The 23,359-nt window shown below is 44.7% G+C and carries 23 protein-coding genes and 1 other RNA gene; 20 read left to right on the forward strand and 4 right to left on the reverse strand.

The genetic code is table 11. The features are described 5' to 3' along the window. The first annotated feature begins 153 nt into the window (after positions 1-153). The 5 genes from petA to Q4492_RS03805 all read left to right on the forward strand — a co-directional run bounded on the left by petA (position 154) and on the right by Q4492_RS03805 (position 3,990). Positions 154-747 carry a ubiquinol-cytochrome c reductase iron-sulfur subunit gene (petA, locus tag Q4492_RS03785; RefSeq protein ID WP_303415931.1) on the forward strand — a complete coding sequence of 198 codons (594 nt, stop codon included), beginning with the start codon at positions 154-156 and terminating at the stop codon, positions 745-747. Beyond that, complete coding sequence (locus Q4492_RS03790; RefSeq protein WP_303415932.1) at positions 747-1,994, forward strand: cytochrome bc complex cytochrome b subunit; 1,248 nt, start codon at positions 747-749, stop codon at positions 1,992-1,994. The genes petA and Q4492_RS03790 overlap by 1 nt, the downstream gene beginning before the upstream one ends. Beyond that, the gene (locus Q4492_RS03795) at positions 1,994-2,767 is read left to right on the forward strand and encodes a cytochrome c1 (protein ID WP_303415933.1); all 774 of its coding nucleotides are present in this window, start codon (positions 1,994-1,996) and stop codon (positions 2,765-2,767) included. Before Q4492_RS03790 ends, Q4492_RS03795 begins: the two co-directional genes overlap by 1 nt. Positions 2,768-2,849: 82 nt before the next feature. Beyond that, positions 2,850-3,488 (forward strand): glutathione S-transferase N-terminal domain-containing protein, encoded by a 639-nt coding sequence (locus Q4492_RS03800; protein WP_067982799.1) that lies wholly within the window; start codon positions 2,850-2,852, stop codon positions 3,486-3,488. A 79-nt stretch (positions 3,489-3,567) separates the two neighbouring features. Beyond that, on the forward strand, positions 3,568-3,990 hold the full coding sequence (locus Q4492_RS03805) for a ClpXP protease specificity-enhancing factor (RefSeq protein WP_303415934.1): 423 nt from the start codon (positions 3,568-3,570) through the stop codon (positions 3,988-3,990). 50 nt (positions 3,991-4,040) lie between these two features. Here Q4492_RS03805 and Q4492_RS03810 read toward each other — a convergent pair whose 3' ends face one another. The 4 genes from Q4492_RS03810 to Q4492_RS03825 are packed head-to-tail and all read right to left on the reverse strand — an operon-like array spanning position 4,041 to position 7,422. Next, positions 4,041-4,625: a BON domain-containing protein gene (locus Q4492_RS03810; RefSeq protein ID WP_303416067.1), complete on the reverse strand. Its 585-nt coding sequence runs from the start codon at positions 4,623-4,625 to the stop codon at positions 4,041-4,043. Beyond that, entirely contained in the window at positions 4,625-5,218 is a 594-nt protein-coding gene (locus tag Q4492_RS03815; protein WP_067869618.1) for an SIS domain-containing protein, read from the reverse strand. Before Q4492_RS03815 ends, Q4492_RS03810 begins: the two co-directional genes overlap by 1 nt. A gap of 18 nt (positions 5,219-5,236) precedes the next feature. Beyond that, positions 5,237-5,596 carry a YraN family protein gene (locus tag Q4492_RS03820; protein WP_303415936.1) on the reverse strand — a complete coding sequence of 120 codons (360 nt, stop codon included), beginning with the start codon at positions 5,594-5,596 and terminating at the stop codon, positions 5,237-5,239. 8 nt (positions 5,597-5,604) lie between these two features. Then, on the reverse strand, positions 5,605-7,422 hold the full coding sequence (locus Q4492_RS03825; protein WP_303415937.1) for a penicillin-binding protein activator: 1,818 nt from the start codon (positions 7,420-7,422) through the stop codon (positions 5,605-5,607). Between the two features lie 36 nt (positions 7,423-7,458). Between Q4492_RS03825 and rsmI the strand changes: the two genes are divergently transcribed. From rsmI to Q4492_RS03900, 15 genes are all read left to right on the forward strand, one after another. Beyond that, the gene (rsmI, locus tag Q4492_RS03830) at positions 7,459-8,292 is read left to right on the forward strand and encodes a 16S rRNA (cytidine(1402)-2'-O)-methyltransferase (protein WP_303415938.1); all 834 of its coding nucleotides are present in this window, start codon (positions 7,459-7,461) and stop codon (positions 8,290-8,292) included. A gap of 41 nt (positions 8,293-8,333) precedes the next feature. Next, positions 8,334-8,687, forward strand: an RNA gene (gene rnpB, locus Q4492_RS03835) — RNase P RNA component class A. 279 nt (positions 8,688-8,966) lie between these two features. Then, positions 8,967-9,422, forward strand: a complete 456-nt coding sequence (mraZ, locus tag Q4492_RS03840; RefSeq protein ID WP_303415939.1) for a division/cell wall cluster transcriptional repressor MraZ — start codon at positions 8,967-8,969, stop codon at positions 9,420-9,422. Between the two features lie 25 nt (positions 9,423-9,447). Next, positions 9,448-10,386, forward strand: a complete 939-nt coding sequence (gene rsmH / locus Q4492_RS03845; protein ID WP_303415940.1) for a 16S rRNA (cytosine(1402)-N(4))-methyltransferase RsmH — start codon at positions 9,448-9,450, stop codon at positions 10,384-10,386. Then, on the forward strand, positions 10,387-10,755 hold the full coding sequence (gene ftsL / locus Q4492_RS03850) for a cell division protein FtsL (RefSeq protein ID WP_303415941.1): 369 nt from the start codon (positions 10,387-10,389) through the stop codon (positions 10,753-10,755). Further along, positions 10,745-12,469, forward strand: a complete 1,725-nt coding sequence (locus tag Q4492_RS03855) for a penicillin-binding protein 2 (RefSeq protein ID WP_303415942.1) — start codon at positions 10,745-10,747, stop codon at positions 12,467-12,469. Before ftsL ends, Q4492_RS03855 begins: the two co-directional genes overlap by 11 nt. 13 nt (positions 12,470-12,482) lie before the next feature. Next, a complete protein-coding gene (locus Q4492_RS03860; RefSeq protein WP_303415943.1) occupies positions 12,483-13,949 on the forward strand; it encodes a UDP-N-acetylmuramoyl-L-alanyl-D-glutamate--2,6-diaminopimelate ligase in 1,467 nt (488 codons plus the stop codon). Continuing rightward, entirely contained in the window at positions 13,946-15,313 is a 1,368-nt protein-coding gene (gene murF, locus Q4492_RS03865) for a UDP-N-acetylmuramoyl-tripeptide--D-alanyl-D-alanine ligase (protein ID WP_303415944.1), read from the forward strand. Before Q4492_RS03860 ends, murF begins: the two co-directional genes overlap by 4 nt. 6 nt (positions 15,314-15,319) lie before the next feature. Beyond that, complete coding sequence (gene mraY / locus Q4492_RS03870; RefSeq protein ID WP_303415945.1) at positions 15,320-16,402, forward strand: phospho-N-acetylmuramoyl-pentapeptide-transferase; 1,083 nt, start codon at positions 15,320-15,322, stop codon at positions 16,400-16,402. Between the two features lie 15 nt (positions 16,403-16,417). Continuing rightward, positions 16,418-17,770: a UDP-N-acetylmuramoyl-L-alanine--D-glutamate ligase gene (gene murD, locus Q4492_RS03875; RefSeq protein WP_303415947.1), complete on the forward strand. Its 1,353-nt coding sequence runs from the start codon at positions 16,418-16,420 to the stop codon at positions 17,768-17,770. Continuing rightward, positions 17,770-19,026: a putative lipid II flippase FtsW gene (ftsW, locus tag Q4492_RS03880; protein WP_303415948.1), complete on the forward strand. Its 1,257-nt coding sequence runs from the start codon at positions 17,770-17,772 to the stop codon at positions 19,024-19,026. Before murD ends, ftsW begins: the two co-directional genes overlap by 1 nt. Next, positions 19,023-20,117 (forward strand): undecaprenyldiphospho-muramoylpentapeptide beta-N-acetylglucosaminyltransferase, encoded by a 1,095-nt coding sequence (gene murG, locus Q4492_RS03885; RefSeq protein WP_303415950.1) that lies wholly within the window; start codon positions 19,023-19,025, stop codon positions 20,115-20,117. The genes ftsW and murG overlap by 4 nt, the downstream gene beginning before the upstream one ends. After that, complete coding sequence (gene murC / locus Q4492_RS03890; protein WP_303415951.1) at positions 20,114-21,553, forward strand: UDP-N-acetylmuramate--L-alanine ligase; 1,440 nt, start codon at positions 20,114-20,116, stop codon at positions 21,551-21,553. Before murG ends, murC begins: the two co-directional genes overlap by 4 nt. A gap of 5 nt (positions 21,554-21,558) precedes the next feature. Continuing rightward, entirely contained in the window at positions 21,559-22,506 is a 948-nt protein-coding gene (locus tag Q4492_RS03895; protein ID WP_303415952.1) for a D-alanine--D-alanine ligase, read from the forward strand. Position 22,507: 1 nt separating this feature from the next. Further along, positions 22,508-23,359 carry a cell division protein FtsQ/DivIB gene (locus Q4492_RS03900; protein ID WP_303415953.1) on the forward strand — a complete coding sequence of 284 codons (852 nt, stop codon included), beginning with the start codon at positions 22,508-22,510 and terminating at the stop codon, positions 23,357-23,359.

A 23,359-nucleotide genomic window follows, 5' to 3' on the forward strand; every position in this document is an offset into this window, starting at 1 on the left:
GCAGTAATTCACCTTGTAAAAATGGGGTGTTTTCATTACTATTTGGGCCATTTTACAGATACATGTTTCCGTAGTTTTATAATTCTTAGCGGCCAGGGCATTTCTGCACCTGCAGATATGCAAAATAAGGTCGATTGAGGGGAGATAGTCTTAATGAGCAATGATGGCGTGAATAAGGGTCGGCGCCGTCTCCTGATCGGTGCTACATCCGCAGTTGGTGCGGTTGGTGCTGTAGGAGCCGCTGTCCCATTCGTAGCTTCCTGGAATCCAAGTGCTAAAGCTCGAACTGCTGGTGCGCCTGTGAAGGTGGACATAAGCAAACTTGAGTTTGGACAGCAGATGGTTGCCAAGTGGCGTGGTAAGCCTGTGTGGATCGTTCGTCGTGACGAGGAAACATTGGCTAATCTAGCAAAGTTGGAAAACTTACAGGATCCAAATTCTGAAGTTCCACAGCAACCCGCTTATGTACCAACGACACCTGCGCGTGCTATCCGTGAGGATATTGCAGTGCTGGTTGGTATTTGTACGCACTTGGGTTGTTCACCGACATACCGTCCAGAGATTGCGCCTGCTGATTTGGGTGCTGATTGGGTTGGTGGTTATTACTGCCCATGTCATGGTTCTCGTTTTGACCTATCTGGTCGTGTAATGAATGGCTCCCCGGCGCCAACTAACCTTGTGATTCCACCTCATCGCTATGAAAGCGATAACGTGATCATTGTTGGTGTAGATCAGGAGAACGCATAATGGCTGGTTCACGTAATAAAGGTAACCCAGGTATCATGGGTTGGATTGACGATCGTTTCCCTGCGACAGCGATGTGGGAAGATCATCTTTCAAAATACTACGCACCAAAGAATTTTAACTTTTGGTATTTCTTTGGTTCTTTGGCGCTTTTGGTTCTTGTTAACCAGTTATTGACAGGTATTTGGTTGACCATGTCATATAATCCTTCTGCGGAAGGTGCATTTGCGTCCATCGAATACATCATGCGTGATGTGGAATATGGTTGGCTGCTGCGTTATATGCATTCTACTGGTGCTTCTGCATTCTTTGTGGTTGTGTATCTGCATATGCTTCGCGGCATGATGTATGGCTCTTACCGTAAGCCTCGCGAGTTGGTTTGGTTGTTTGGTATGACTATCTATCTTGCATTGATGGCTGAGGCATTCATGGGCTACCTATTGCCATGGGGTCAGATGTCATATTGGGGTGCACAGGTAATTGTATCGCTTTTCCAAGCGGTTCCTTTTATCGGTCCTGACCTTGCTGAGTGGATCCGTGGTGATTACCTGATTTCAGGTATTACTCTGAACCGTTTCTTCTCATTGCATGTTGTTGCTTTGCCTATCGTTCTTCTTGCCCTTGTTGTATTGCATATCATTGCGTTGCATGAAGTGGGTTCTAACAACCCAGATGGTATTGAGATCAAAGAAAAGAAAGATGAGAACGGTGTGCCATTAGACGGTATCCCATTCCACCCTTACTACTCTGTAAAAGATATTGTGGGTGTGGTTGTGTTCTTGTTTGTTTTCTGTGCGGTTATTTTCTTCTTCCCAGAAGGTGGCGGTTACCTAATTGAAGCGCCAAACTTTGAGCCTGCGAACCCGCTGAAAACACCACCGCATATTGCGCCAGTGTGGTACTTTACGCCATTCTATGCGATGTTGCGTGCGATTCCGCCTCTATTCGGTTCCCAGTTCCCTGGGGTGATTGTAATGGGTGGTGCGATAGCGATTTTGTTTGTTCTTCCATGGCTTGATCGTAGCCCAGTTAAATCTATCCGTTATAAAGGCATGCCTAGTAAGATTATGTTAGTAATCTTCTGCATTAGCTTTGTGATTTTGGGTTATCTTGGTGTTGTAGCTTCTACTCCGGGACGCACCATTGTTGCTCAGGTCTGTACAGCGCTTTACTTCGCGTACTTCTTCCTGATGCCGTTCTACACCAAAATGGAAAGTACTAAACCGGTTCCAGAAAGGGTTACAGGCTAATGAAAAAGTTTCTAATCACATTAGTAATGGCGGTGCTGCCTCTTACAGCTAATGCCGCTGGTGGTTCTGGTCACCTGGACCACATGGATGTTGATCTGCATAATCAAGCGTCATTGCAGCGCGGCATGAAAACATTTGTTAACTACTGCATGGGTTGCCACTCTGCTGAATATCAGCGTTATGAGCGCGCTGCTATTGATTTGGGTATGAATCCAGAAGTGGTTGCTGAGCATCTGATCTTTGGTGATCTGAAGGTTGGCGAGCAGATGACGATCTCAATGTCTAAAGAAGACGCTGGTAAGTGGTTTGGTAATCCTCCACCGGATTTGACGCTTGAAGCGCGTTTACGTGGTGGTGATTGGTTATACACTTATCTTCGTAGTTTTTATGCTGATGATTCGCGTCCATGGGGCGTAAACAATGCAGTGTTTAAAGATGTAGGTATGCCGAATGTGTTAGGCTCTCTACAGGGTGTTGTTAAAGCCAACTGTTCTTGGGATGAGATGAATGCCCATGGTTTGGCAGGTCATGGTATTGACCCTCTAACTAATACGCCTTTGAATAGTTGTGCAAGTGTTGTTGACGGTACTGGTGAGTTGTCGCCTCAGGAATTTGATAAGGTTGTTTATGATCTTGTGAATTTCATGGTGTATATGGGTGAGCCTTCTAAGTTGGATTCCCATCGCATTGGTACCTACGTATTGATCTTCCTATTCTTATTCTTCTTCTTAGCATATGCGTTGAAGAAAGAGTTCTGGAAAGATATACACTAATAGCGTTGTGGTATAATCACATCGTTTCATGCGCGGCTCCATTTTGGGGCCGCGTGTCTGTTTCTGAAAAGGGGAATAGTTAATGGGTGTCGTGGCAAAACGTTCTTCCATGTCGTTCTACTCTAATGGTGAAAACCAGTATAGTCATCGTGTTCGTATTGTTTTGGCTGAAAAGGGTGTGGCTGTAGAGATTCACGATTGTGATGAAGATAATCTTCCAGAAGATTTAACTTCGATGAATCCTTACAATAGCTTGCCAACATTGTTGGATCGCGATTTGGTTTTGTATGAGCCAAACGTAATGATGGAATATTTAGATGAGCGTTTCCCTCATCCACCTCTGTTACCTGTATATCCGGTAGCTCGTGCTGAAAGCCGTCTTTATATGTACCGCATTCAGCGTGATTGGTGTGATCTTGCAGATCAAATTATTGAAGCATCTTTAGCTGATGATGAAGAGACTGCAGAATCTGTTCGTAAAGAGTTGCGTGATAGTTTAGTAACAACGTCACCAATTTTTGATGATAAGCCTTTCTTTATGAGCGAAGACTTTACGTTGGTTGATTGCTGCCTTGCTCCGCTATTGTGGCGCTTGCCTCTATTGGGAATCGATATTCCTGAAGAGCAGTGTAAGCCTTTAGTGAAGTATATGGAGCGTTTGTTTGAGCGTGAATCGTTTCAGGTTAGCTTATCTGAAGCTGAGCGTGAAATGCGCGACTAGTCTTTACGCCTAGTCTATAAAAAGGGATGATGTTTCATCCCTTTTTTTGTGTCTGTTTAACTGATTGTGAGTATTGAAAATGAAACCAAGTCGTCCTTATATATTGAAAGCGTTGTACGATTGGCTGCTAGATAGTGATTTGACGCCCCATCTTTTAGTTGATGCAACTCAAGAGGGTGTCACTGTGCCAACGCAATTCGTAGAAGATGGTCAGATTGTAATGAATATTACACCTTCTGCCGTGCGTGATTTCTATATGGATGAGCAAGCTGTTTCTTTTAATGCACGATTTTCAGGGCAACCGATGGATGTTTATATTCCGGTACGAGCTGTATTAGCTATTTATGCCCGTGAAAATGGTCAAGGTATGGGGTTTGGCGGTGAGCCTGGGGTTGAGGTATATATGCAGGATCAGGTCGCTGAAAGAAAGCAGCCAGAGAGGGACGAGGTTGAGGCCAATAAAGAGAAGCCGAAGCGCCCTAGTTTAAAAGTAGTAAAATAGTTTTTAAAAAAGCGCCGCAAGCAAATGGCTGCGGCGCATCTCTCTATCTCTTAACGGCTAACGTATTCGAATACTTTTACGATTTTTTCTACGCCCGGAATTCCGCGTACAATGCTAATTGCGGTATCTGCTTCCTGTTGGCTGACGAGTCCCATTAAGTAAACTGTACTGCTGTCAGTTACAACTTTAATGCGTGAGCCTTCTACGCTTTCGTTGGTTAGTAATTCGGCTTTAACTTTTGTTGTTAACCAAGTGTCATTTGTTCTGGCTAATGCAGATGATACGCCGGAGAGCTTAATTTCATTGTGGATTTTTCGTACTTTTCGTACTTGGCTAACGATCTGCTCAGCTTCGCTGCGCGCAGCTTCACTTGGTGCTTGGCCTGTGAGCAGTACTACGCCATTGTAGCTGGTTACACTGATATTGGTGGCTTTCATCTGCTCTGAGCCTTTGGCTAGATTGACCATTGAGAGCGTTTCAATCACTTCGTCATCAAGGTAAGAGCCAACGGTTCGGTGCCCCGGATCTTCTTGGATCGGTTCTTCGCGGGCAACACTTATAACGTCAGAGCAGCCGCTAATAATAACTGATAGGCTTAGACCTGTAATTAGTACAAGAGTTTTGCTGTTAATCATCACTCGTCGCTTCCAAATAGTTGATAGTCAATTAAGTCACATAGTGCATGTAAAACTAGCAGTTGTGCATGATGAACTAAAGCACTGTCGTCGCTAGGCACGCAGATTTCAATCTCTTCTGGGCTCAAGAGTGCGGTAATATCACCGCCATCAGCGCCGTTTAATACAATAACGGTCATATCACGGTCATGTGCAGCCTGAATGGCTTGAACTAGATTACTCGATCGTCCGTGGGGGGTAACGAGTAATAGTATATCGCCAGGTTGCCCTAGAGCATGAATCTGTTTCGCTTGTGCATCCATGAAGCTAGTGTCTTCACATATAGCGCTAAGAGTTGAACCATCAGAATTTAAGTTGATCGCTGGAAGACCAGGTCGCTCGTGTCTGAAGCGGTTCATTAGCAGTGTAGTGAAATGCTGACCCAAAGATGATGAGGCTCCATTTGCACAGCAGAGAATCTTATTCTCACTGACAAGGCAGTGAAGTAAAAGTTCGCCAGCATGGGCTATTAACGGAGTATATTGTTCAATGGTAATCGCATTGATTTCCATTGAATTGTGAAACTGGCTGACAATGCGGTCTTCGAGTTCCATGCTGTCCTTAATTATGCCTTAAATTCTAAAAGCATCTTTATACCACAGAGGGTGTGAAGGTGCTGCATCATATTCAAAAGCGATCACATCAAAGCGACAATTTTTATTGGCCAGCCTTGGCTGTTGGCTTAAATAAAGTTGCGCTGCCTTGATTATCTTTGCTTGTTTCGTTGGAGTAACCGAAGCGGCGGCTCCTCCATATCTTTTTGTGTTTCTGTAGCGAACTTCGATAAAAACGATGGTTTGACCATCTTGCATTATTAGATCGATCTCGCCAAATCTGCAGCTGAAATTACGATTAAGCAGTTTTAGTCTTTGAGTCTGTAAAAATTTTTCAGCCTGTTTTTCGGCATCCTTGCCGGTTTTGTTTCTATCCATAGATTGTCTTACTCAATAATTGATGGAGTGCCTTCCCTGTATTCTGCCCATATAAGGTTGCGTTTAATGATGCCGTCGTGGCTAATGCTTAACTTACCGGTTTCACCTTCGATCTCAGTGCCGGGAAGCGCGCCAAGTTGCTGAAGGTAGGGGAATAGGCGATAAGCATCGAGACCTAGTGCATATAAGCGTCCAAAACGGGTGTTTGTATCCGCGCGCTCTTGTGCGATGAGTACTTTGTTTTGTGAGGGGGCGTTAAGGCTCCAGGGGGTGTCTAAGAATTTAATTCTATTTAGATCTTGATCTTGTATTGGGTCGCTATTACCGCTGTAAATATGTGATGTTGCATAGATCGGTAGATCTCCAGCGAAATGGAATGCAAGTATAGGCGTTAGCTGACGCGCATCATTAGGTAGTGCGGTCAATATGATGGCATCTATATCTTGCCTGCGATGCTCTTCAAATTCTATTTTTCGGGTGTAGATAGCTTGTCTGACTTTTTTGTAGCGCTCAGTGCTTTTGTCTGTGCTGAGAAAAGCGGCAATATCGGCGGAGAAATTGCTCGTTTCTCCAAACGCTTGTGTGCTGACGACTTTACCTCCGAGGGCAGTGAAATGCTCTGTGAATGATGTTGCTATGCGTTCGCCCCAAGCTCGGTTTGGAATTAGAATGGCTGCGTTTCTTATGCCATCATTCCATGCGGTTTCAGCAATTTGTCGTGTTTCATCATCGGCTGAAAGGCCAAATTGGTAAAGTCCTTCTCTGCTTATATTGTCTGTGTGGTTGAGTGCTAAGATCGGCGTGTTGATGTGTGTATCGCTGGCAATGTCGTTGACATACTCCTTAGATAGAGGGCCAATAACTAGATCAACCTGTTCCTGTTCCAATATTGCAGAGAGCTGAATCGGTGTGTTGATCTTTTCAGAATCAAGAAAAAGTAATTCAGGTGATGGGGTGTTAGGTTGCTGTTGGCGGAAGTGGGCCATCAGGATACCCTCTTTTATCGCTGCAGCGGGTTTGGCTAATTCTCCTTCGAGCGGCAATAAAATCGCAATTTTTCTAGCGTTTAGTGTTTGCGTGTTTAATCCACGGAGTGAGCTGGGTGGTAAACGTTTGGCTGGATGCCCTTCCCAGAGTACTGACCAATTGTTAATGGCTTGGTATTGAGTGTCGAGCTGTTTGTTGCTCGATAGTTCGTTAATCAGTTCTAGCCAACCTTGTTCGTAATAGCTATTGCTACCGCTTCTTAATAAAGAGGAGCGTGTAGTGTCGTCAAGCTGTATAAGGCGGTTCCAGATTTCGTCATGTATCTGTTGTTTTTCTTCATCATTGTCGAGTAGAAGGCTTAACTTTATAAGTGATTGTGCTTCTGAAAATAAAGCACTTTGCTGATTAAAGGCTTGTGCTTCTAAATGTAAAAATTGAATCTCTTGCTCTTTCGGAAGGCCTGTTTGGCTAAGCGCTTTAAGTTGAGCTAAGTTGTCTAATGCTTTTTCAGGCTGATTTTCTTCAATGGCTGCTTCGGCTTTGAGTTTTGCAATATCAAAACGCATAGTGGGAGGTAGTAGGCTGATATCAATATCATTCAGCACCTGAAATGCATTTTCTTTTTGGTTGATAGAAAGCAGTATTTGGGCGGCTTCTGCACGTAGTTCAGCAGCTTTGATCGGTTTTGCTTTCTTCGCTTTTTCGAGAAGTTCTGTTGCGCTATTTCTGCTCTGCTCAGTTGCACTGATCGGTGGTTTTGAAGGTGATTGTACCGAACAGCCCGAAATAATCGTTCCAAGGAGTATAGCTAAAAGAGGCAGGCGCCACTGAAATTTCATATACTTCACAACCCAAGTTTGAGGATGGTATCTGTAATGTTAGAACCGGCACTGTATGTTGTAGCAACACCGATTGGAAATTTGCAGGATATGACTCCTCGCGCAATTGAAGTATTGCAGCAGGTTGAGTTGATTGCTGCAGAGGACACGCGTCATAGTGCCCGTTTAATGGCGCATTGTGGAATCGATACCCGCCTTGTTTCCGTTCATGAGCATAACGAACGCCAGCGAATTGAGACGATTGTACACCAGTTGCAATCTGGTGCCAGTGTTGCGCTTATTTCTGATGCCGGAACGCCATTAATTTCTGACCCTGGGTATGTGGTTGTTAAGGGGGTAAGGGAAGCTGGATTTAGAGTGGTGCCTATACCGGGCTGCGTTGCTTTTATTACAGCGTTGTCGGCAGCTGGTTTGCCTACGGATCGTTTTGCTTTCGAAGGTTTTTTGCCGCATAAATCGAGTGGTCGTAAGCAGCAATTGAAAGGCTTGGTGGGTGAATCGAGAACATTAATTTTTTATGAATCTCCTCATCGTATATTGGCTTCATTAAAAGATATGCAGGAGGTGTTTGGGTCTGAGCGAGTTGTGGCGGTTGCCAGGGAACTTACAAAAACTTATGAAACCATTCATGTGGATCAACTATCGTCATTAATTGAATGGATGGAGGCCGATACAAATCAGCAGCGAGGGGAGTTTGTTGTACTCGTGCATGGGGTTGAAACTAAAGGCGAAGTCTTGCTGGATGCTAAAGCCTTAGAGGTGCTAGATATTCTTTTGGCAGAGTTGCCTGCGAGTCAGGCGGCGTCTTTAGCGGCTAAAATTACAGGGCTAAAGAAAAAGGTGCTTTATCAAGCAGCTTTAAGTCGTTAAGCATCGCTAAAGCTGAATCTCTCTGTTAGAATCCGCGCCGAGGAGTTTGCCAGGCAGTCGCTGTCCTTGTAAAAGGATGGAGGAAAGTCCGGGCTCCAAAGGGTAGAGTGCCAGATAACGTCTGGGCGGCGCGAGTCGACGGAAAGTGCAGCAGAAAATATACCGCCTAAGTATACTTCGGTATAACGGTAAGGTTGAAATGGTGCGGTAAGAGCGCACCGCGTGGGTGGCAACATTCCACGGCATGGTAAACCCCACTCGGAGCAAGACCAAATAGGGTTCCTATAGGCGTGACCCGCGCTGGAACCGGGTAGGTTGCTTGAGGTGCGTAGTGATGCGTATCCCAGATGAATGACTGTCCACGACAGAACCCGGCTTACCGGCAAACTCCTCAATTTTTATTTTTTCATCTTAGAAATCCTTTTCTTTCAGCTTTACTTATTGTTTTTCTCGTTAAACTTTCTAATTCCTTGTTTTTAAAGTGTCTTTCTTGATGCTTTTTCTGATGCTTGTTTCTCATTATTAAATTATCTAATAAACCATGTGATTAAACCCTTCTTGGATGCTTATTCTGTCTTGCTTTAATTGGGGTTCCTTTCTATAGTGTGCTTTAGTGGGATAAAGTGGGTAAAAGTGGGTAATTTTGTAAATCAAGTGGGTTTAGAGAGCGATAAATGTTTAGAGGCGTAAATCAAATCAATCTAGATGCTAAGGGGCGCATGGCGATCCCAGCACGGTATCGTGAGAAAATCACGACCTGCTGTGATGGGCAGCTCGTAGCAACGATTGATACTGAAGAGCGCTGTTTATTGCTTTATCCACTACATGAATGGGAAGAGATTCAAGAGAAAATTGAGGCCCTGCCTAGCTTTAATCCGGCAGCAAGACGTATTCAGAGGCTTTTGATCGGTCATGCTACTGATTTGGATATGGATGGTAATGGTCGTTTGTTGCTACCAGCGCCACTACGTGAATATGCAGAGTTAGATAAAAAAATTGTATTGCTTGGTCAAGGTCAGAAGTTTGAAATCTGGGATGAGTCCAGGTGGTTAGCTACACGTGAAGAGTATCTTCAAGATGTGGATGGTGGCATGGCAATGCCTGAAGAGTTACAGAACCTTTCATTGTAATAATGAAAGCTAACGAGATTTATCGATGAGCCAGGAATTTAAACACATTACCGTTCTGTTGCAGGAAGCTGTTGATGCTTTGGTGCAGGACGCATCTGGTTTTTATGTCGATGGAACCTTTGGTCGCGGCGGTCACTCAGCGTTAGTGCTTGAGCAGCTGGGAGCCGATGGTGAGCTTTTAGGTATTGATAAGGATCCGCAAGCGATCGCTCATGCGAAAGAGCGTTTTGCGGATGAGCCTCGTTTTTCGATTGCACATGGTAGTTTTGCGCAATTGGAGCAGTTTGTTACTGAGCGAGGTATGGCGGGGAAAGTTGATGGTGTATTGCTTGATTTAGGGGTTTCCTCCCCTCAATTGGATGATGCATCAAGAGGTTTTAGCTTTATGAATGATGGTCCGCTTGATATGCGGATGGATACTTCGTCAGGCGAAAGTGCCGCTGAGTGGATTGCGCGAGCAGATGAAACAGAGATCGCGGATGTTATTTATACCTATGGCGAGGAGAAGTTCTCCCGTCGAATGGCTAAAGCGATTGTTGCTAAGCGACAAGAAGAAGCTATTACAACTACGGCTCAGCTTTCTAAAATTATTGCTGAAGCTAATCCCGCTTGGGAAAAAGGTAAAAATCCAGCTACCCGCGCCTTTCAAGGGATTCGTATCCATATAAATAAGGAGCTGGAAGATCTGGAAAGTTGTCTAGATCAGGCTTTGGATATGTTGAAAGTAGGTGGGCGTTTAGTCGTGATCAGTTTCCATTCGCTTGAAGACCGTATTGTTAAACGCTTTATTCGTAAACATGTGAAAGGTGATGAGCATTTACCAAGAGGTATCCCTTTTACTAACGACATGCTTGAGATTCGTTTAAAGAGTGTCAGTAAAGCAGTTAAAGCGAGTGATAGTGAGACGCAAGATAACGTTCGTGCGCGTAGTGCTGTTATGCGTATCGCGGAGAAGGTGGCTTAAGTGCGGGTTGGTTTTTTTCAGCGGTTGTTGAAAAAAAAGCTAGCGCCTGAGGCTGATGTCGCTGAAGCCAGTGAATTTTGTAACTTAGAAACCTTGCTGAGGCCTTTTTTAACTGTTTTTGTTTTGGTCGTTTTGCTAGTGGCTACGTGTCTTGTTGTAGTGCTGAGTGCGTTTGAATATAGGACGCTTTTCAATCACCACCAAGAGCTAGTCGAGCAGAGAGATGAGTTGCAGGTTGAATGGGGGCAGCTTTTATTAGAACAAAGTGCTTGGGCGGCAAATAACCGTGTTGAGCAGCAAGCCGCAAGTAAATTAGGCATGAAGGTGCCTGAAGTGAATCAAATAGAGATTATTCGCAATGAGCGATAACAACGAAGTCAGTGATAGTGCTGAGGCTACAGTAGGACGAGGATGGCGCCTGTGGTTGGTGCTGATTCTTTTGCTGCTTGTTGCGGTCGGTATTACTGCGCGTATGTTGTCGCTCTATGTTGAAGATCAAGCGTTTTTACAGACGCAAGGGGATGAACGTACTTTACGAACGGTTCAAGTACCTGCGCATCGAGGGATTATAACGGATCGCAATGGCGAGCCTTTGGCTGTCAGCGCACCTGTCGCGACGATTTGGGCTGATCCTAAGATGATGGATTTACAGCATGCAGGTATAGCTAAATTAGCGGCCTTACTTAAGAGTAATAAGAAAAAACTGATTGCTAAGTTATCTGCCCATCGTACTAAGCGTTTTCTTTATTTACAGAGACAAGGGACTCCTGAACTAGCTGAGAAAGTAAGAGCGTTGCGGATTCCTGGTGTACATGTGGATAGAGAATATAAGCGTTACTATCCTGCGGCAGAAGTGACTACTCACTTAGTGGGTTTTACTAATTTAGATGGTAAAGGTCAGGAAGGGTTGGAGTTGGCCTATGAAGATTGGTTGAAAGCAGAATCAGGTAAACAGTTGGTGATGAAAGATCGACTGGGTCGAACAATTAAGCATGTTCGAGAAGTAAAGTCGGCTCAGCATGGAAACAATATAGAGTTAAGCATTGACCTGCGCTTGCAGTATTTAGCATATCGAGAGCTAAAAACGGCCGTAAAGGCGCATAACGCAGATGGTGGTTCGTTGGTTATGTTGGATGTTAAGACGGGCGAGGTATTAGCTATGGTTAATCAGCCATCTTACAACCCTAATGATCCGCGCCAGCGAGTCTCAACGGCTTTGCGTAATAGATCTTTAACCGATACGTTTGAACCGGGATCAACGGTTAAGCCTATGACGGTTGCAGCTGCTTTGATGAGTGGGCAGTACACACCGGATACTTTGGTTGATACATCACCAGGGTATTTTAGAGTTAAGCGTAAAACCATACGTGATCACCGTAATTATGGTGAGATCGATGTATCAACAATTATTACAAAGTCGAGCAATGTGGGTGTGACTAAGTTGACGCTCAGTTTGCCAGAGGGCTCCGTGCGAAACCTATTTCATAATGTAGGATTAGGTCAGGCAACAGGAATAGGCTTTCCCGGTGAAAGTTCAGGTTATTTGCCATATCTGAATCAGCGCCAAGTCGTTGAGCGAGCAACATTATCATATGGCTATGGCCTTTCTGTGACGCCTTTGCAGTTAGCGCAATCATATTTGGCTTTGGCGAATGATGGTGTGATGAGTCCGGTTAATCTTATTCGTCAGAAAGAAGCGGGTAAGCCTGTGCGCGTTATGCCGGCTAGTGTGGCGAAAGATGTACGCGTCATGATGGAGACTGTTATTAGCAATAAAGGTACAGGGCGTAGAGCCGCAGTACCTGGCTATAGGGTCGCTGGGAAAACAGGCACAGTGCATAAAGTCGGGCCCGGCGGTTACATTGATGACCAATATATGTCTACGTTTGCAGGTATTGCACCCGTTAGTAATCCGCGTTTAGTTACCGTCGTCATGATTGATAACCCAAAAGGGCAAGAGTATTACGGCGGTGAAGTTGCAGCGCCTGTTTTCTCAAGAGCCGTTGGGGGCGCGTTAAGGCTGTTGAATGTTCCGCCTGATAATTGGCCCGAAGTAAATAAGCAGATTGCTCACAGGCATTAAATAAGAGATTAATATGCTGAAAATAGAGAAGACGCTAGTTGAGATAATACCGGAGTGGGTTGATGAAACCTACGCCGATCTCATTGTGTCTGCTCTATCTCAGGATAGTCGTACCGTTAGTCCGGGAACGCTCTTTCTAGCGCGCTCAGGCTTACAGTATCGGGGTGTGGATTTTGTTATAGGTGCCGTGGCCGCTGGTGCTGTTGCTGTATTGCTTGATGAGAGTGAAAAAGATGATTGCCCATGTGTGAATGTGCCGATTATCTTCATCCCTAATTTAATGACTCAGCTAGGCACTATTGCTGCCCGTTTTTATGATGAACCTAGCAAAAGCATGACTGTGATTGGCATTACCGGGACGAATGGTAAAACCTCCTGTGCGCATTTTTTAGCTCAAGCGATGAATGCCTTGAAGGTTAAAACCGCGATTGTTGGTACGGTTGGGAATGGTTTTCCTAATGACCTAAATAAAGCAACACATACAACGCCGGATGCTATTGGTTTGCAGAAGCTGTTGGCTGAATTAAAAGCATTGGGTGCTGACGCGGTTGTAATGGAGGTATCAAGCCATGCTCTAGAGCAAAGGCGAGTCGATGCCGTTGAATTTGATTATGCAGTTTTTACTAATTTAACCCGTGATCATTTGGATTATCACGGTTCCATGGAATCTTATGGCATGGCTAAAGCTAAGTTATTTAGCAAGGCCTCTTTGAAAAAAGCGATCTTAAATATTGATGACGCGTTTGGACGTCAATTAATGTCAGATTCAGAGATTAAATGCCAGAAAATATCAGTTGGTAGAGTTCATGGTGAATACCGTTTAGCGGCTTACCGGTTAGCTTTACATGGTATTGAAGCGGAAATAAAAACAGATAAAGGTGGTTTTGCTTTTTGTAGCAAAGTGATCGGTGATTTTAATTTAGATAACTTATTACTAGTGGCTGCGGTGTTAGTTGAACAGGGCTTTAGTCATGAGCAACTAGTCGATGCACTGTCTAAATTAGAATCTGTACCTGGCCGAATGCAAGCAGTCGTTGCTGCTAATAAGCCGCTGGTTATTATTGATTATGCTCATACACCGGATGCTTTAGAAAAAGCGTTGCAAGCGGTTCGAGCGCATACCAGTGGGACTTTATGGTGTGTCTTTGGTTGTGGTGGCGATCGGGACATTGGTAAACGTGAGTTAATGGGCAAAATTGCGGACCGTTTTGCTGATCATCTGGTGGTGACGAGTGATAACCCACGTGGTGAACAGCCTCAGAAAATTATAGAGATGATTGAAAGCGGTATTAGTCAGCATATACCTGATATTAAAGTGGATAGAGCTGAAGCTATTCAGTTAGCCATTATGCAAGCGTCCCCAGAAGATGTTGTTCTGATCGCTGGTAAAGGCCATGAAGATTACCAAGAGATTGCCGGTAAACGTCACCCGTTTAGTGATTTAGTCATGACGCGGAAAATTTTAGGGGTGGCAGCATGATTGGTGAGTGGAACTTAGGTCAGTTACAACAGCAATTTGGTGGTGAAGTTACGGCCGATATTTTGTTTCAGGGTGTTAGTACAGATACGCGTACTATTAAGCAGGGTGATCTTTTTGTTGCATTGGTAGGTCCGAATTTTGATGGGCATGAGTTCGTGGAGCAGGCATTTGCTAAAGGTGCGGTAGCTGCAGTTGTCTCACGACCTCTTGATCAGCCTATTGCCCAGTGGCGGGTTAAAGATACGCATAAAGCGCTAGGAGAGATAGCACTGGCTAATCGACAGCGTTTCAATGGTTGCGTCTACGCTGTGACAGGGAGTAGTGGCAAGACGACTGTGAAAGAGATGCTACATAGTATTTTGTCCCAAAATGCATCGGTACTGGTGACACAGGGCAACCTTAATAATGATATAGGGGTGCCATTAACATTATTTCGTTTAAATGATGAGCACCAAATAGCTGTGATTGAACAGGGTGCAAGTGCGGGCGGTGAGATAGCTTATACGACAGCTCTATCTTTACCTGATGTAGCCATTTTAAATAATGCTATGGATGCCCACTTAGAAGGGTTTGGTTCTTTATTAGGCGTTGCTGAGGCTAAAGCGGAGATTTTCTCCCAGCTCACGAAAACCCATGGCTACGCCATTATCAATGCCGATGATAAATATGCCCAGTTTTGGCTCGGTGGTACTGAAGGGCAGAAGCGGAAAACATTCTCCGCTGAATCTGATTCTGCTGATATTTATGCATCTGATGTGAAAGCATCTGATACAGGCTGTTTCTCATTTGTGTTGCATCGTGGTGAACAAACGGTGCCGGTCCAGTTAAGTGTTATGGGGCAGCATAATATAGCTAATGCGCTGGCGGCGGCTGCAGCGGTAAGTACGCAAGATATTCCTTTGCAGCAGATTGCGGATGGTTTACATAGTTTTGTTGCGGTTAAAGGGCGCATGTGTCCGATGAAAGGGCCGCAAGGTGCACTCATTATTGATGATACTTATAACGCAAACCCAGGATCAGTGAATGCGGCAGTCGACCTATTGGTTAGTTTGCCGGGTGAATCTATCTTGGTTTTGGGGGATATGGCTGAGTTGGGGGCGGACGCCGTCAAACAGCATGAAAGAGTAGGCTGCCGAGCAGCGCAGAAGGGGGTTGGAAGCCTATGGGCGACCGGCGCGCTGTCTCGGCACTCTGTTTTGGCATTTGATGCCGAATCAAAAGATTGTGGTCAGTATTTTAAAACACAACAAGAACTAATCGCTGCGCTGTCGGGCGTAGCACGTCAGGGTATTAATATCCTGATTAAGGGCTCACGTAGCGCAGCAATGGAACGGGTTGTTAACAGCCTGTCTAAAGAGGAATAAGAAGAAATGCTACCACTAATAGCAGAATATCTATCAGAGTATTACAGCGGTTTCGCTGTATTTCAGTATCTGACGTTAAGAGGGATTTTGGGGGTGTTGACCGCTCTGCTGATATCCCTTTTGGTGGGGCCTTTTGTTATTAATAAGTTACGCAGCAATCAGATTGGGCAGGCAATTCGTGATGACGGTCCGCAAAGCCATTTGAGCAAAGCTGGGACCCCGACTATGGGCGGTGCACTGATTCTAGTTGCTATCGCTATTAGTACGTTACTTTGGAGTGATCTTAGTAATATTTATGTATGGATTACACTAAGTGTGACATTGATTTTTGGTGCTGTAGGTTGGGTGGATGACTACCGAAAAGTAGTTGAGAAAAACCCTCGTGGTTTACCTGCAAAATGGAAGTATCTTTGGCAGTCTGTAGGTGGTATAGGTGCCGCCGTGGTTTTATATTCAGTTGCTTCTACGCCGGTAGAGACTTCACTACTTATACCTTTCTTAAAAGATGTGTCGATTGAATTAGGCATTTTCTTCATTGTATTTACCTATTTTGTCATTGTCGGTAGCTCCAATGCGGTCAATTTAACGGATGGTTTAGATGGCCTCGCAATCCTTCCTACCGTTCTGGTTGCGGGCGCATTAGGCGTTTTTGCCTACCTGTCCGGTAATATTAAATTTGCTGATTACTTACTGATCCCGTACATCGAAGGTTCGGGTGAGTTGATTATTTTTTGCGGTGCAATTGTAGGTGCTGGATTAGGTTTCTTATGGTTTAACACTTATCCGGCTCAAGTGTTTATGGGGGATGTGGGGGCATTGTCTTTAGGCGCAGCTTTGGGTGTGATCGCTGTGATTGTTAGACAAGAGTTTATTCTCTTTATTATGGGGGGGGTCTTTGTCGCTGAAACTGTATCGGTCATTCTACAGGTGGCTTCATTCAAGTTAACAGGGCGTCGTATCTTTAGGATGGCACCTTTGCATCATCATTTTGAATTGAAAGGTTGGCCAGAGCCGCGCGTGATTGTGCGTTTTTGGATTATTACAGTTGTATTGGTGTTAATCGGTTTAGCATCGCTGAAAATTCGTTAAGAGTAAGGTTGAGTCATGGGATTAATCGCCAGTGATAATTTTAAAATTGTGATCGGTCTAGGACAGACTGGGCTGGCGTGCGCACGATTTTTGGCGACTAAAGGGATCTCTTTTGCTGTTGTAGATAGCCGAGAGAACCCTCCAGGTGCTGATGAGCTTAAGCAAGAGTTTCCTGATGTAGATCTACGTTGTGGTCCTTTTGACAGTGATTACTTAAAAAGAGCAACTGAGCTTATATTGAGCCCTGGCGTGACTCAGAAAGAGCCCGCAATTCAATCGGCGGTATCGCAAGGAGTACAGCTAAGTGGTGATATCGATCTTTTTTGCCGAGAGGTGAAAGCGCCGATTATCGCTATTACTGGCTCGAATGCGAAAAGCACAGTAACTACCTTAGTCGGTGAGATGGCTCAAGCAGCCGGTCTGGATGTAGGTGTGTGTGGCAATATTGGCACCCCTGTATTGGAGATGTTAGGCCAGCCAGAAAAAGATCTTTATGTGCTGGAGCTCTCGAGTTTTCAGTTGGAAACAACCCATGAGTTACGTGCCGAAGTTGCAACAGTTCTTAATGTTACACCAGATCATTTAGATCGTTATGACAACCATATACAGGGCTATTACCAAGCCAAGCATCGAATATTTCGCGGTGCTAAGCATGTCGTTATTAATAGGGATGATGCGTTAACAGCACCGCTCTTATCCAAAAATGTAGTTACACATTCTTATGGCTTAGATAAACCGGATATTAAAGCGTTTGGTTTGCTTGAGGAGCAGGGTGAGCATTGGTTGAGTCTTGGGTTTGAAAAACTATTACCCGTTTCTGAATTGAAAATACGTGGTAGTCATAATATTGCGAATGCATTGGCATCGATGGCTATAGGTCATGCTGCAGGACTGCCTATGGAAGCGATGATTAAGGCGCTGAAATTATTTTCAGGTTTGAAGCATCGTTGCCAATGGGTGTCTGATAAAAACGGTATTAGTTATTTTAATGATTCTAAAGGTACGAATGTCGGTGCAACAGTCGCAGCACTGGTTGGTTTAGGTGAAACATTGTCCGGAAGTCAAAAGCTAGTCCTGATTGCCGGTGGTGTAGGTAAAGGCGCAGACTTTTCTGATTTAGCGTCACCCTTGCAGCGTTTTGGGCGAGGGGTGGTGTACTTAGGTGAAGATGGCGAGCGTTTGGCCACTGCCTGTGGAAACCTTGAAAAAGTAGCGGCAATAAGCATGACTGATGCGGTTGAAAAAGCGGCTGACCTAGCTGAGTCAGGGGATATAGTGTTGCTCTCACCTGCGTGTGCAAGCTTTGATATGTTTAGTGGTTTCCCTGCGCGTGGTGATGCGTTTATTGATGCGGTAGCGGCACTCTGATGTTTAGTGCATTTTGGCCATCATCAAATCTGCCGCCGCAAACGAAATTGGGTGTTTTACCCTTTGATCCGTGGGTGTTGGGTTGCGCTATAGCATTAGTGCTAACTGGATTTGTGATGATCAGTTCTGCCTCCCTAGATGTTGCAATGGAGAATAATGGAACGCCTTATTATTACGTTATTCGTCAGGCTTCCTTTATGTTGATCGCTTTGCTTGGTGCTGTGATTGTGTGGAACTTCCCTATTAGTTTTTGGGAGCGAAGTGGACACTGGTGGATGCTTGCTGCGGGCTTTCTATTAATTTTGGTCTTAATCCCAGGTATAGGTAAAGGGGTTAATGGGAGTCACCGTTGGTTACCTTTAGGGCCTTTAAACTTGCAGGCTTCGGAAGTCGCGAAGTTTTGTATGGTGATGTACATGGGAGGGTATTTGGTTCGTCGCCTCCATGAAGTAAGAAGTAGCTGGAAAGGCATCGCTAAACCAACGCTACCTTTAGGTATTTTTTGTGTGCTGCTCTACTTTGAACCAGATTTTGGTGCACTGGTTGTGTTGATGGGTACCGTCATGGGCATGATCTTTTTAGGAGGGATGCGTTTTTCTCAGTTCCTAGTGGTTATTGTTAGTGTGGTGGGTTTGTTAGGTGCGGTTGTTGGTTTACAGCCCTATCGTGTTGCACGTTTACAAAGCTTTCTTGATCCGTGGCAGGATCCTTTTGGTACAGGCTATCAACTGTCGCAGGCGCAAATCGCTTTTGGTCGTGGCGAGTGGTTTGGAACAGGCTTAGGTAACAGCGTTCAGAAGTTATTTTATCTACCTGAAGCTCATACGGATTTTGTTTTTTCTGTATTAGCTGAAGAGCTTGGTTTTGTCGGTGCCGCTGCGTTGATTGTGCTATATGCGATATTAGTTGTGAATATCTTCCGCATCGGACGGCGTGCAGAGAAGATGAAGGCTTTCTTTAAAGCATACATCTGTTATGGGTTTGGAATTATTTTTGCTGGGCAGGCATTAATTAATATTGGTGTAAATGTTGGTGCCCTACCAACTAAAGGGCTAACACTGCCTTTAGTTAGTTATGGAGGAAGTAGTTTGTTGGTGAGTTGTGCCATGTTGGCTGTGATTTTAAGAGTCGATTACGAATTGAAGAAAAGCCAATTTTCACCATCTGCTGCAGATGGCGATAGCAAACTGAATAAAACAGGAAAAAGTTCTGGGAAGAGAACTCAGTCTAGATCTAAACCGGAGGCGCAAGTATGAATCAAAGTAAAGCGCCTGTTGCGCTAGTTATGGCGGGTGGTACGGGTGGTCATGTTTTTCCTGCGCTATCAACAGCGGAAAAAATGCAGGCTCAAGGGGTTCATGTGGAGTGGTTAGGTTCTCGCCATGGTATAGAAGCTGATTTAGTACCTGCGGCAGGCTTAAAACTGCACTCCATTGAAGTGAGAGGGTTGCGCGGTAAAGGTAAGTTAAGTCTTCTGTTAGCGCCATTTAAATTGCTTATTGCTTTTTGGCAGGCCCTAAAAGTTGTGCGAAAAGTAAAGCCCGATGTTGTGCTTGGTATGGGCGGTTTTGCATCAGGTCCGGGGGGCGCTGCTGCATGGTTGTTAGGTATCCCTCTTATTATTCATGAGCAGAATGCTGTCGCGGGGATGACAAATAAGGCTTTATCTCGATTTTCTAAACAGGTTCTGGAGGCATTTAAAGGGGCTTTTGGTCCATCTTTGAAAACCGAATCGGTGGGTAATCCTGTGAGGGGCGCCATACTTGACATGTTGCCTCCTTCTGAGCGAATGGATAATCGTAGCGGGAAGATCAGATTACTGGTTGTTGGTGGTAGCTTAGGTGCAAAAGCGATCAATGATCTTTTACCCGAAGTGCTATCTGAGATTCCAGAGGAACAGCGACCTGATGTTTGGCATCAGACGGGTAAACGTAATATTGAAGAGACGTTGGAGCAATACAGAAAATTCAATATCTCTGGTTGTAAAGTCGAGCCGTTTATTGATGCAATGGATGAAGCTTATGCATGGGCTGATGTGGTGTTATGCCGAGCGGGTGCTTTGACTATAAGCGAACTCAGTATTGCGGGTGTTGCATCAATTCTGGTGCCTTTCCCTCATGCTGTGGATGATCATCAGACCAAAAATGCAGCCTTTTTAGCAGATAATGATGCGGCAATTTTGATACAGCAAAGTGATTTGAGTCGAGATGTTTTGAAACGTTTACTTACAGAGCAGTTAAATCAGCGTGATCGATTGATTGAAATGGCGAATAAAGCGCGAGCTCTTGGTAAACCAGAGGCGAGTGAGAAAGTGGCAATGGTTTGTCTTGAGGCGATAAAAAAATGAAAGAGCAAAATGCTTTTACACGATTTGAAATACCTGAAATGCGTCGAATTAGCCGTATACACTTTATCGGTATTGGCGGTGTGGGTATGTGTGGTATTGCTGAGGTGTTACTTAACCAAGGCTATCAAATTTCCGGTTCTGATTTGAAAGCATCTGCCACAACGGATCGTCTTAAAAAATTAGGCATGTCTATCTTTATTGGTCACGGTACAGAAAATGTGGCTGGCGTTGATGTGGTTGTTGTATCGACTGCGGTAAATGAGGAAAACCCAGAAGTTAAAGAGGCCCGAGCGCAACGTATACCTATTGTACGCCGTGCTGAAATGTTAGCTGAATTGATGCGTTATCGCCATGGTATTGCTGTTGCTGGTACGCATGGGAAAACGACTACAACAAGCTTGCTTGCTTCTGTGTTTGCTGAAGGGAAATTGGATCCTACGTTTGTCATTGGCGGGCGTTTAAATAGCGCTGGTACAAACGCAAAAATGGGCACAAGTCGTTATCTAGTGGCAGAAGCTGATGAAAGTGATGCGTCCTTTTTACACCTACAGCCGATGGTGTCCATTGTTACTAATATAGATGCAGACCATATGGAAACTTATGGTAATGATTTCTCTGTATTGAAGAAGACCTTTATCGAATTCCTCCATAATTTACCGTTTTACGGTTTGGCTGTTATGTGTGTGGATGATCCTGTTGTGCGTGATATTTTGCCAGAAATTAGTCGTCCAATAATTACTTATGGCGTGTCAGACGATGCGGACTATCGCGCCGAAAATATTTGCCAAAAGGGAATGTATACCCGTTTTACAGTGAAGCGCCCAGAAGGTTTTGCTGATCTGGATGTGTCGTTAAATATGCCGGGTCATCACAATATGCTAAATGCACTGGCCACTATAGCGGTTGCTACAGATGAAGGTATTTCTGATGAAGCTATTTGTAGTGCTTTAGCAAAATTTGAAGGTGTTGGGCGTCGATTCCAAGTATTGGGTGATGTTGCTGTTAAGGGCGGAAATGCGATGCTGGTGGATGATTATGGGCATCATCCGCGTGAGGTTAGTGCGGTTATAAAAGCGATTCGTGAAGGGTGGCCAGACAAACGATTGGTAATGATTAATCAACCCCATCGCTATAGCCGTACACGTGATCTTTATGAAGACTTTGTTGAAGTGTTATCTGAAGTTGATGTGCTGTTGTTGTTAGAAGTTTATGCAGCAGGGGAAGAACCTATTGCTGGCGCCGACAGTAGAAGTCTATGCCGAAGTATTCGTCAGCGTGGTCGTATAGATCCAGTTTTTATTAGTGATAAAGATTTAGTGGCTGATGTTTTAAAAGGTATTTTGCAGCCTGGTGATCTGCTGCTGACACAAGGGGCTGGCGATATCACGGCGTTAGCACATCAATTAAATCAGTTGTCTTTAGTTGCTGAGGATTGAGATAGATGAGTTTTGTGATCGATTCGCATTTGAGAGAGTCTTTTGGACGTGTTGCGGTTATTTATGGTGGCAACTCATCTGAGCGTGAAGTGTCTCTAAAAAGTGGTGCAGCAGTGCTTGCTGGATTACAGCGTGCGGGTGTGGATGCTTTTGGGATCGATTTATACGGCCCGTCTGCGGACTTGGAACCATTACGCCAGCTGCAAGAGGAAGTATTTGATCGTGCTTTTCTTATTCTTCATGGCCCAGGTGGTGAAGATGGGACGCTTCAGGGTGCTCTAGAGATGCTAGGCAAACCTTATACAGGCAGTGGAGTAGCTGCATCCGCTATAGGTATGGATAAGTTACGAACTAAACAACTTTGGTTAGGCGCCGATTTACCAACGCCCCCTTTTGCTGTTTGCAGCGGAGAAGAGTCTTTCGAAGATGTAATCGAGCGTTTAGGTGTTCCTATCATTGTAAAGCCAGCACATGAAGGCTCGAGCATAGGCATGAGTAAGGTTGATAGTGTGTCGGGTTTAACTGAGGCACTAAAAACGGCTGCAAAATTTGACCGTACTGTCATTGCTGAGCGGTGGATGAGCGGTGATGAATATACAGTGGCTGTTTTAGATGGTGAAGCGCTATCCCCAATATTATTAGTCACTAATCATGAGTTTTATGATTTTGATGCTAAATACGTAGCTAACGATACAGAGTACCGATTTGATCATGGTTTAAGTATCGAGAAAGAGAAAGAACTGCGTGAGCTTGCGGAAAAAGCCTTCGCTGCAGTGGGGTGTGCCGGCTGGGGACGTGTCGATGTAATGCAAGATGAACATGGTGATTTTCAGCTGCTGGAGGTGAATACGGCGCCAGGAATGACGGATCATAGTTTAGTACCAATGGCAGCTAAACAGCAGGGCATCTCTTTTGAGCAGCTAGTTGTTGAAATTTTAAAGACGGCTCATTGAGATGAAGTTTTTTGACTTTTTTAAGTCTAAAGAGAATGTGCAGAGTGAAGAAGAGCCTGTTTTAGCGCCCCGTGGGGCCAGCCGTGAGGCAGTAGTATCTGATGTTAACAAGGGCTTTAAGAGAGAAGTTGATTTAGAAGGCTGGTGGAAGCCCTTTTGGACGATCTCATCGTTGATTATTTTTATCGGTGTTGTATGGGGTGTTAGTCATAATTTGTGGAAATGGTTAGATCAACCTGTAGAGCAGATTGTTGTCATTGGTACAGCTCAGCATTTAGATAGGAAAGGCTTGGCAGAAGATATTGCGGCAGGGTTAAAACAAGGCTTGCTTAGTACTGATATCGGGGTGATACAAGAGCTTGTTCGTGAATACCCTTGGGTGCGTGTAGCAGCGATTAAACGTGATTGGCCAAACCAGTTGATAGTTGAAATTGAAGAAGAAGTACCTGTTGCGCGTTGGGGTGAGCGGGGCTTATTAAATCATCAAGGTGATATTTTTTGGCCGGAGTTGAAAGAAGAGTACCGCTCTCTCCCACGATTAAGTGGACCAGCTCCTGAAACAGAACGAGTGATGGCTCAGTTTCATGATTTTAATCAGATGCTGAGGCAAGTTGGATTGAATGTGGTAAGCCTTAATTTAGAAGCTCGAGGTGCGTGGACATTCGAGCTTGATAATCAAATTAAGGTGATAGTGGGACGTGAAGCCATTAATGAGCGTTTGCGGCGGTTTTTGGATCTTTATCAGCTGAGGTTGTTAGAGCAAGTTGATGAGATAGAAGCAATTGATATTCGTTATACCCATGGTGTAGCGGTTAAGTGGCGAGAAAAACCCGAAGATGAAAATGCAGGGTAA

The organism is Neptuniibacter sp. 1_MG-2023, assembly GCF_030547185.1.
Taxonomy (GTDB): Bacteria; Pseudomonadota; Gammaproteobacteria; order Pseudomonadales; family Balneatricaceae; genus Neptuniibacter.

Bases quoted from the DNA above. Each gene is read 5' to 3' on its own strand.
- petA (WP_303415931.1), top strand. From the start codon at position 154: ATGAGCAATGATGGCGTGAATAAGGGTCGGCGCCGTCTCCTGATCGGT.
- Q4492_RS03790 (WP_303415932.1), top strand. From the start codon at position 747: ATGGCTGGTTCACGTAATAAAGGTAACCCAGGTATCATGGGTTGGATT.
- Q4492_RS03795 (WP_303415933.1), top strand. From the start codon at position 1,994: ATGAAAAAGTTTCTAATCACATTAGTAATGGCGGTGCTGCCTCTTACA.
- Q4492_RS03800 (WP_067982799.1), top strand. From the start codon at position 2,850: ATGGGTGTCGTGGCAAAACGTTCTTCCATGTCGTTCTACTCTAATGGT.
- Q4492_RS03805 (WP_303415934.1), top strand. From the start codon at position 3,568: ATGAAACCAAGTCGTCCTTATATATTGAAAGCGTTGTACGATTGGCTG.
- Q4492_RS03810 (WP_303416067.1), bottom strand. From the start codon at position 4,625: ATGATTAACAGCAAAACTCTTGTACTAATTACAGGTCTAAGCCTATCA.
- Q4492_RS03815 (WP_067869618.1), bottom strand. From the start codon at position 5,218: ATGGAACTCGAAGACCGCATTGTCAGCCAGTTTCACAATTCAATGGAA.
- Q4492_RS03820 (WP_303415936.1), bottom strand. From the start codon at position 5,596: ATGGATAGAAACAAAACCGGCAAGGATGCCGAAAAACAGGCTGAAAAA.
- Q4492_RS03825 (WP_303415937.1), bottom strand. From the start codon at position 7,422: ATGAAATTTCAGTGGCGCCTGCCTCTTTTAGCTATACTCCTTGGAACG.
- rsmI (WP_303415938.1), top strand. From the start codon at position 7,459: ATGTTAGAACCGGCACTGTATGTTGTAGCAACACCGATTGGAAATTTG.
- mraZ (WP_303415939.1), top strand. From the start codon at position 8,967: ATGTTTAGAGGCGTAAATCAAATCAATCTAGATGCTAAGGGGCGCATG.
- rsmH (WP_303415940.1), top strand. From the start codon at position 9,448: ATGAGCCAGGAATTTAAACACATTACCGTTCTGTTGCAGGAAGCTGTT.
- Q4492_RS03855 (WP_303415942.1), top strand. From the start codon at position 10,745: ATGAGCGATAACAACGAAGTCAGTGATAGTGCTGAGGCTACAGTAGGA.
- Q4492_RS03860 (WP_303415943.1), top strand. From the start codon at position 12,483: ATGCTGAAAATAGAGAAGACGCTAGTTGAGATAATACCGGAGTGGGTT.
- murF (WP_303415944.1), top strand. From the start codon at position 13,946: ATGATTGGTGAGTGGAACTTAGGTCAGTTACAACAGCAATTTGGTGGT.
- mraY (WP_303415945.1), top strand. From the start codon at position 15,320: ATGCTACCACTAATAGCAGAATATCTATCAGAGTATTACAGCGGTTTC.
- murD (WP_303415947.1), top strand. From the start codon at position 16,418: ATGGGATTAATCGCCAGTGATAATTTTAAAATTGTGATCGGTCTAGGA.
- ftsW (WP_303415948.1), top strand. From the start codon at position 17,770: ATGTTTAGTGCATTTTGGCCATCATCAAATCTGCCGCCGCAAACGAAA.
- murG (WP_303415950.1), top strand. From the start codon at position 19,023: ATGAATCAAAGTAAAGCGCCTGTTGCGCTAGTTATGGCGGGTGGTACG.
- murC (WP_303415951.1), top strand. From the start codon at position 20,114: ATGAAAGAGCAAAATGCTTTTACACGATTTGAAATACCTGAAATGCGT.
- Q4492_RS03895 (WP_303415952.1), top strand. From the start codon at position 21,559: ATGAGTTTTGTGATCGATTCGCATTTGAGAGAGTCTTTTGGACGTGTT.
- Q4492_RS03900 (WP_303415953.1), top strand. From the start codon at position 22,508: ATGAAGTTTTTTGACTTTTTTAAGTCTAAAGAGAATGTGCAGAGTGAA.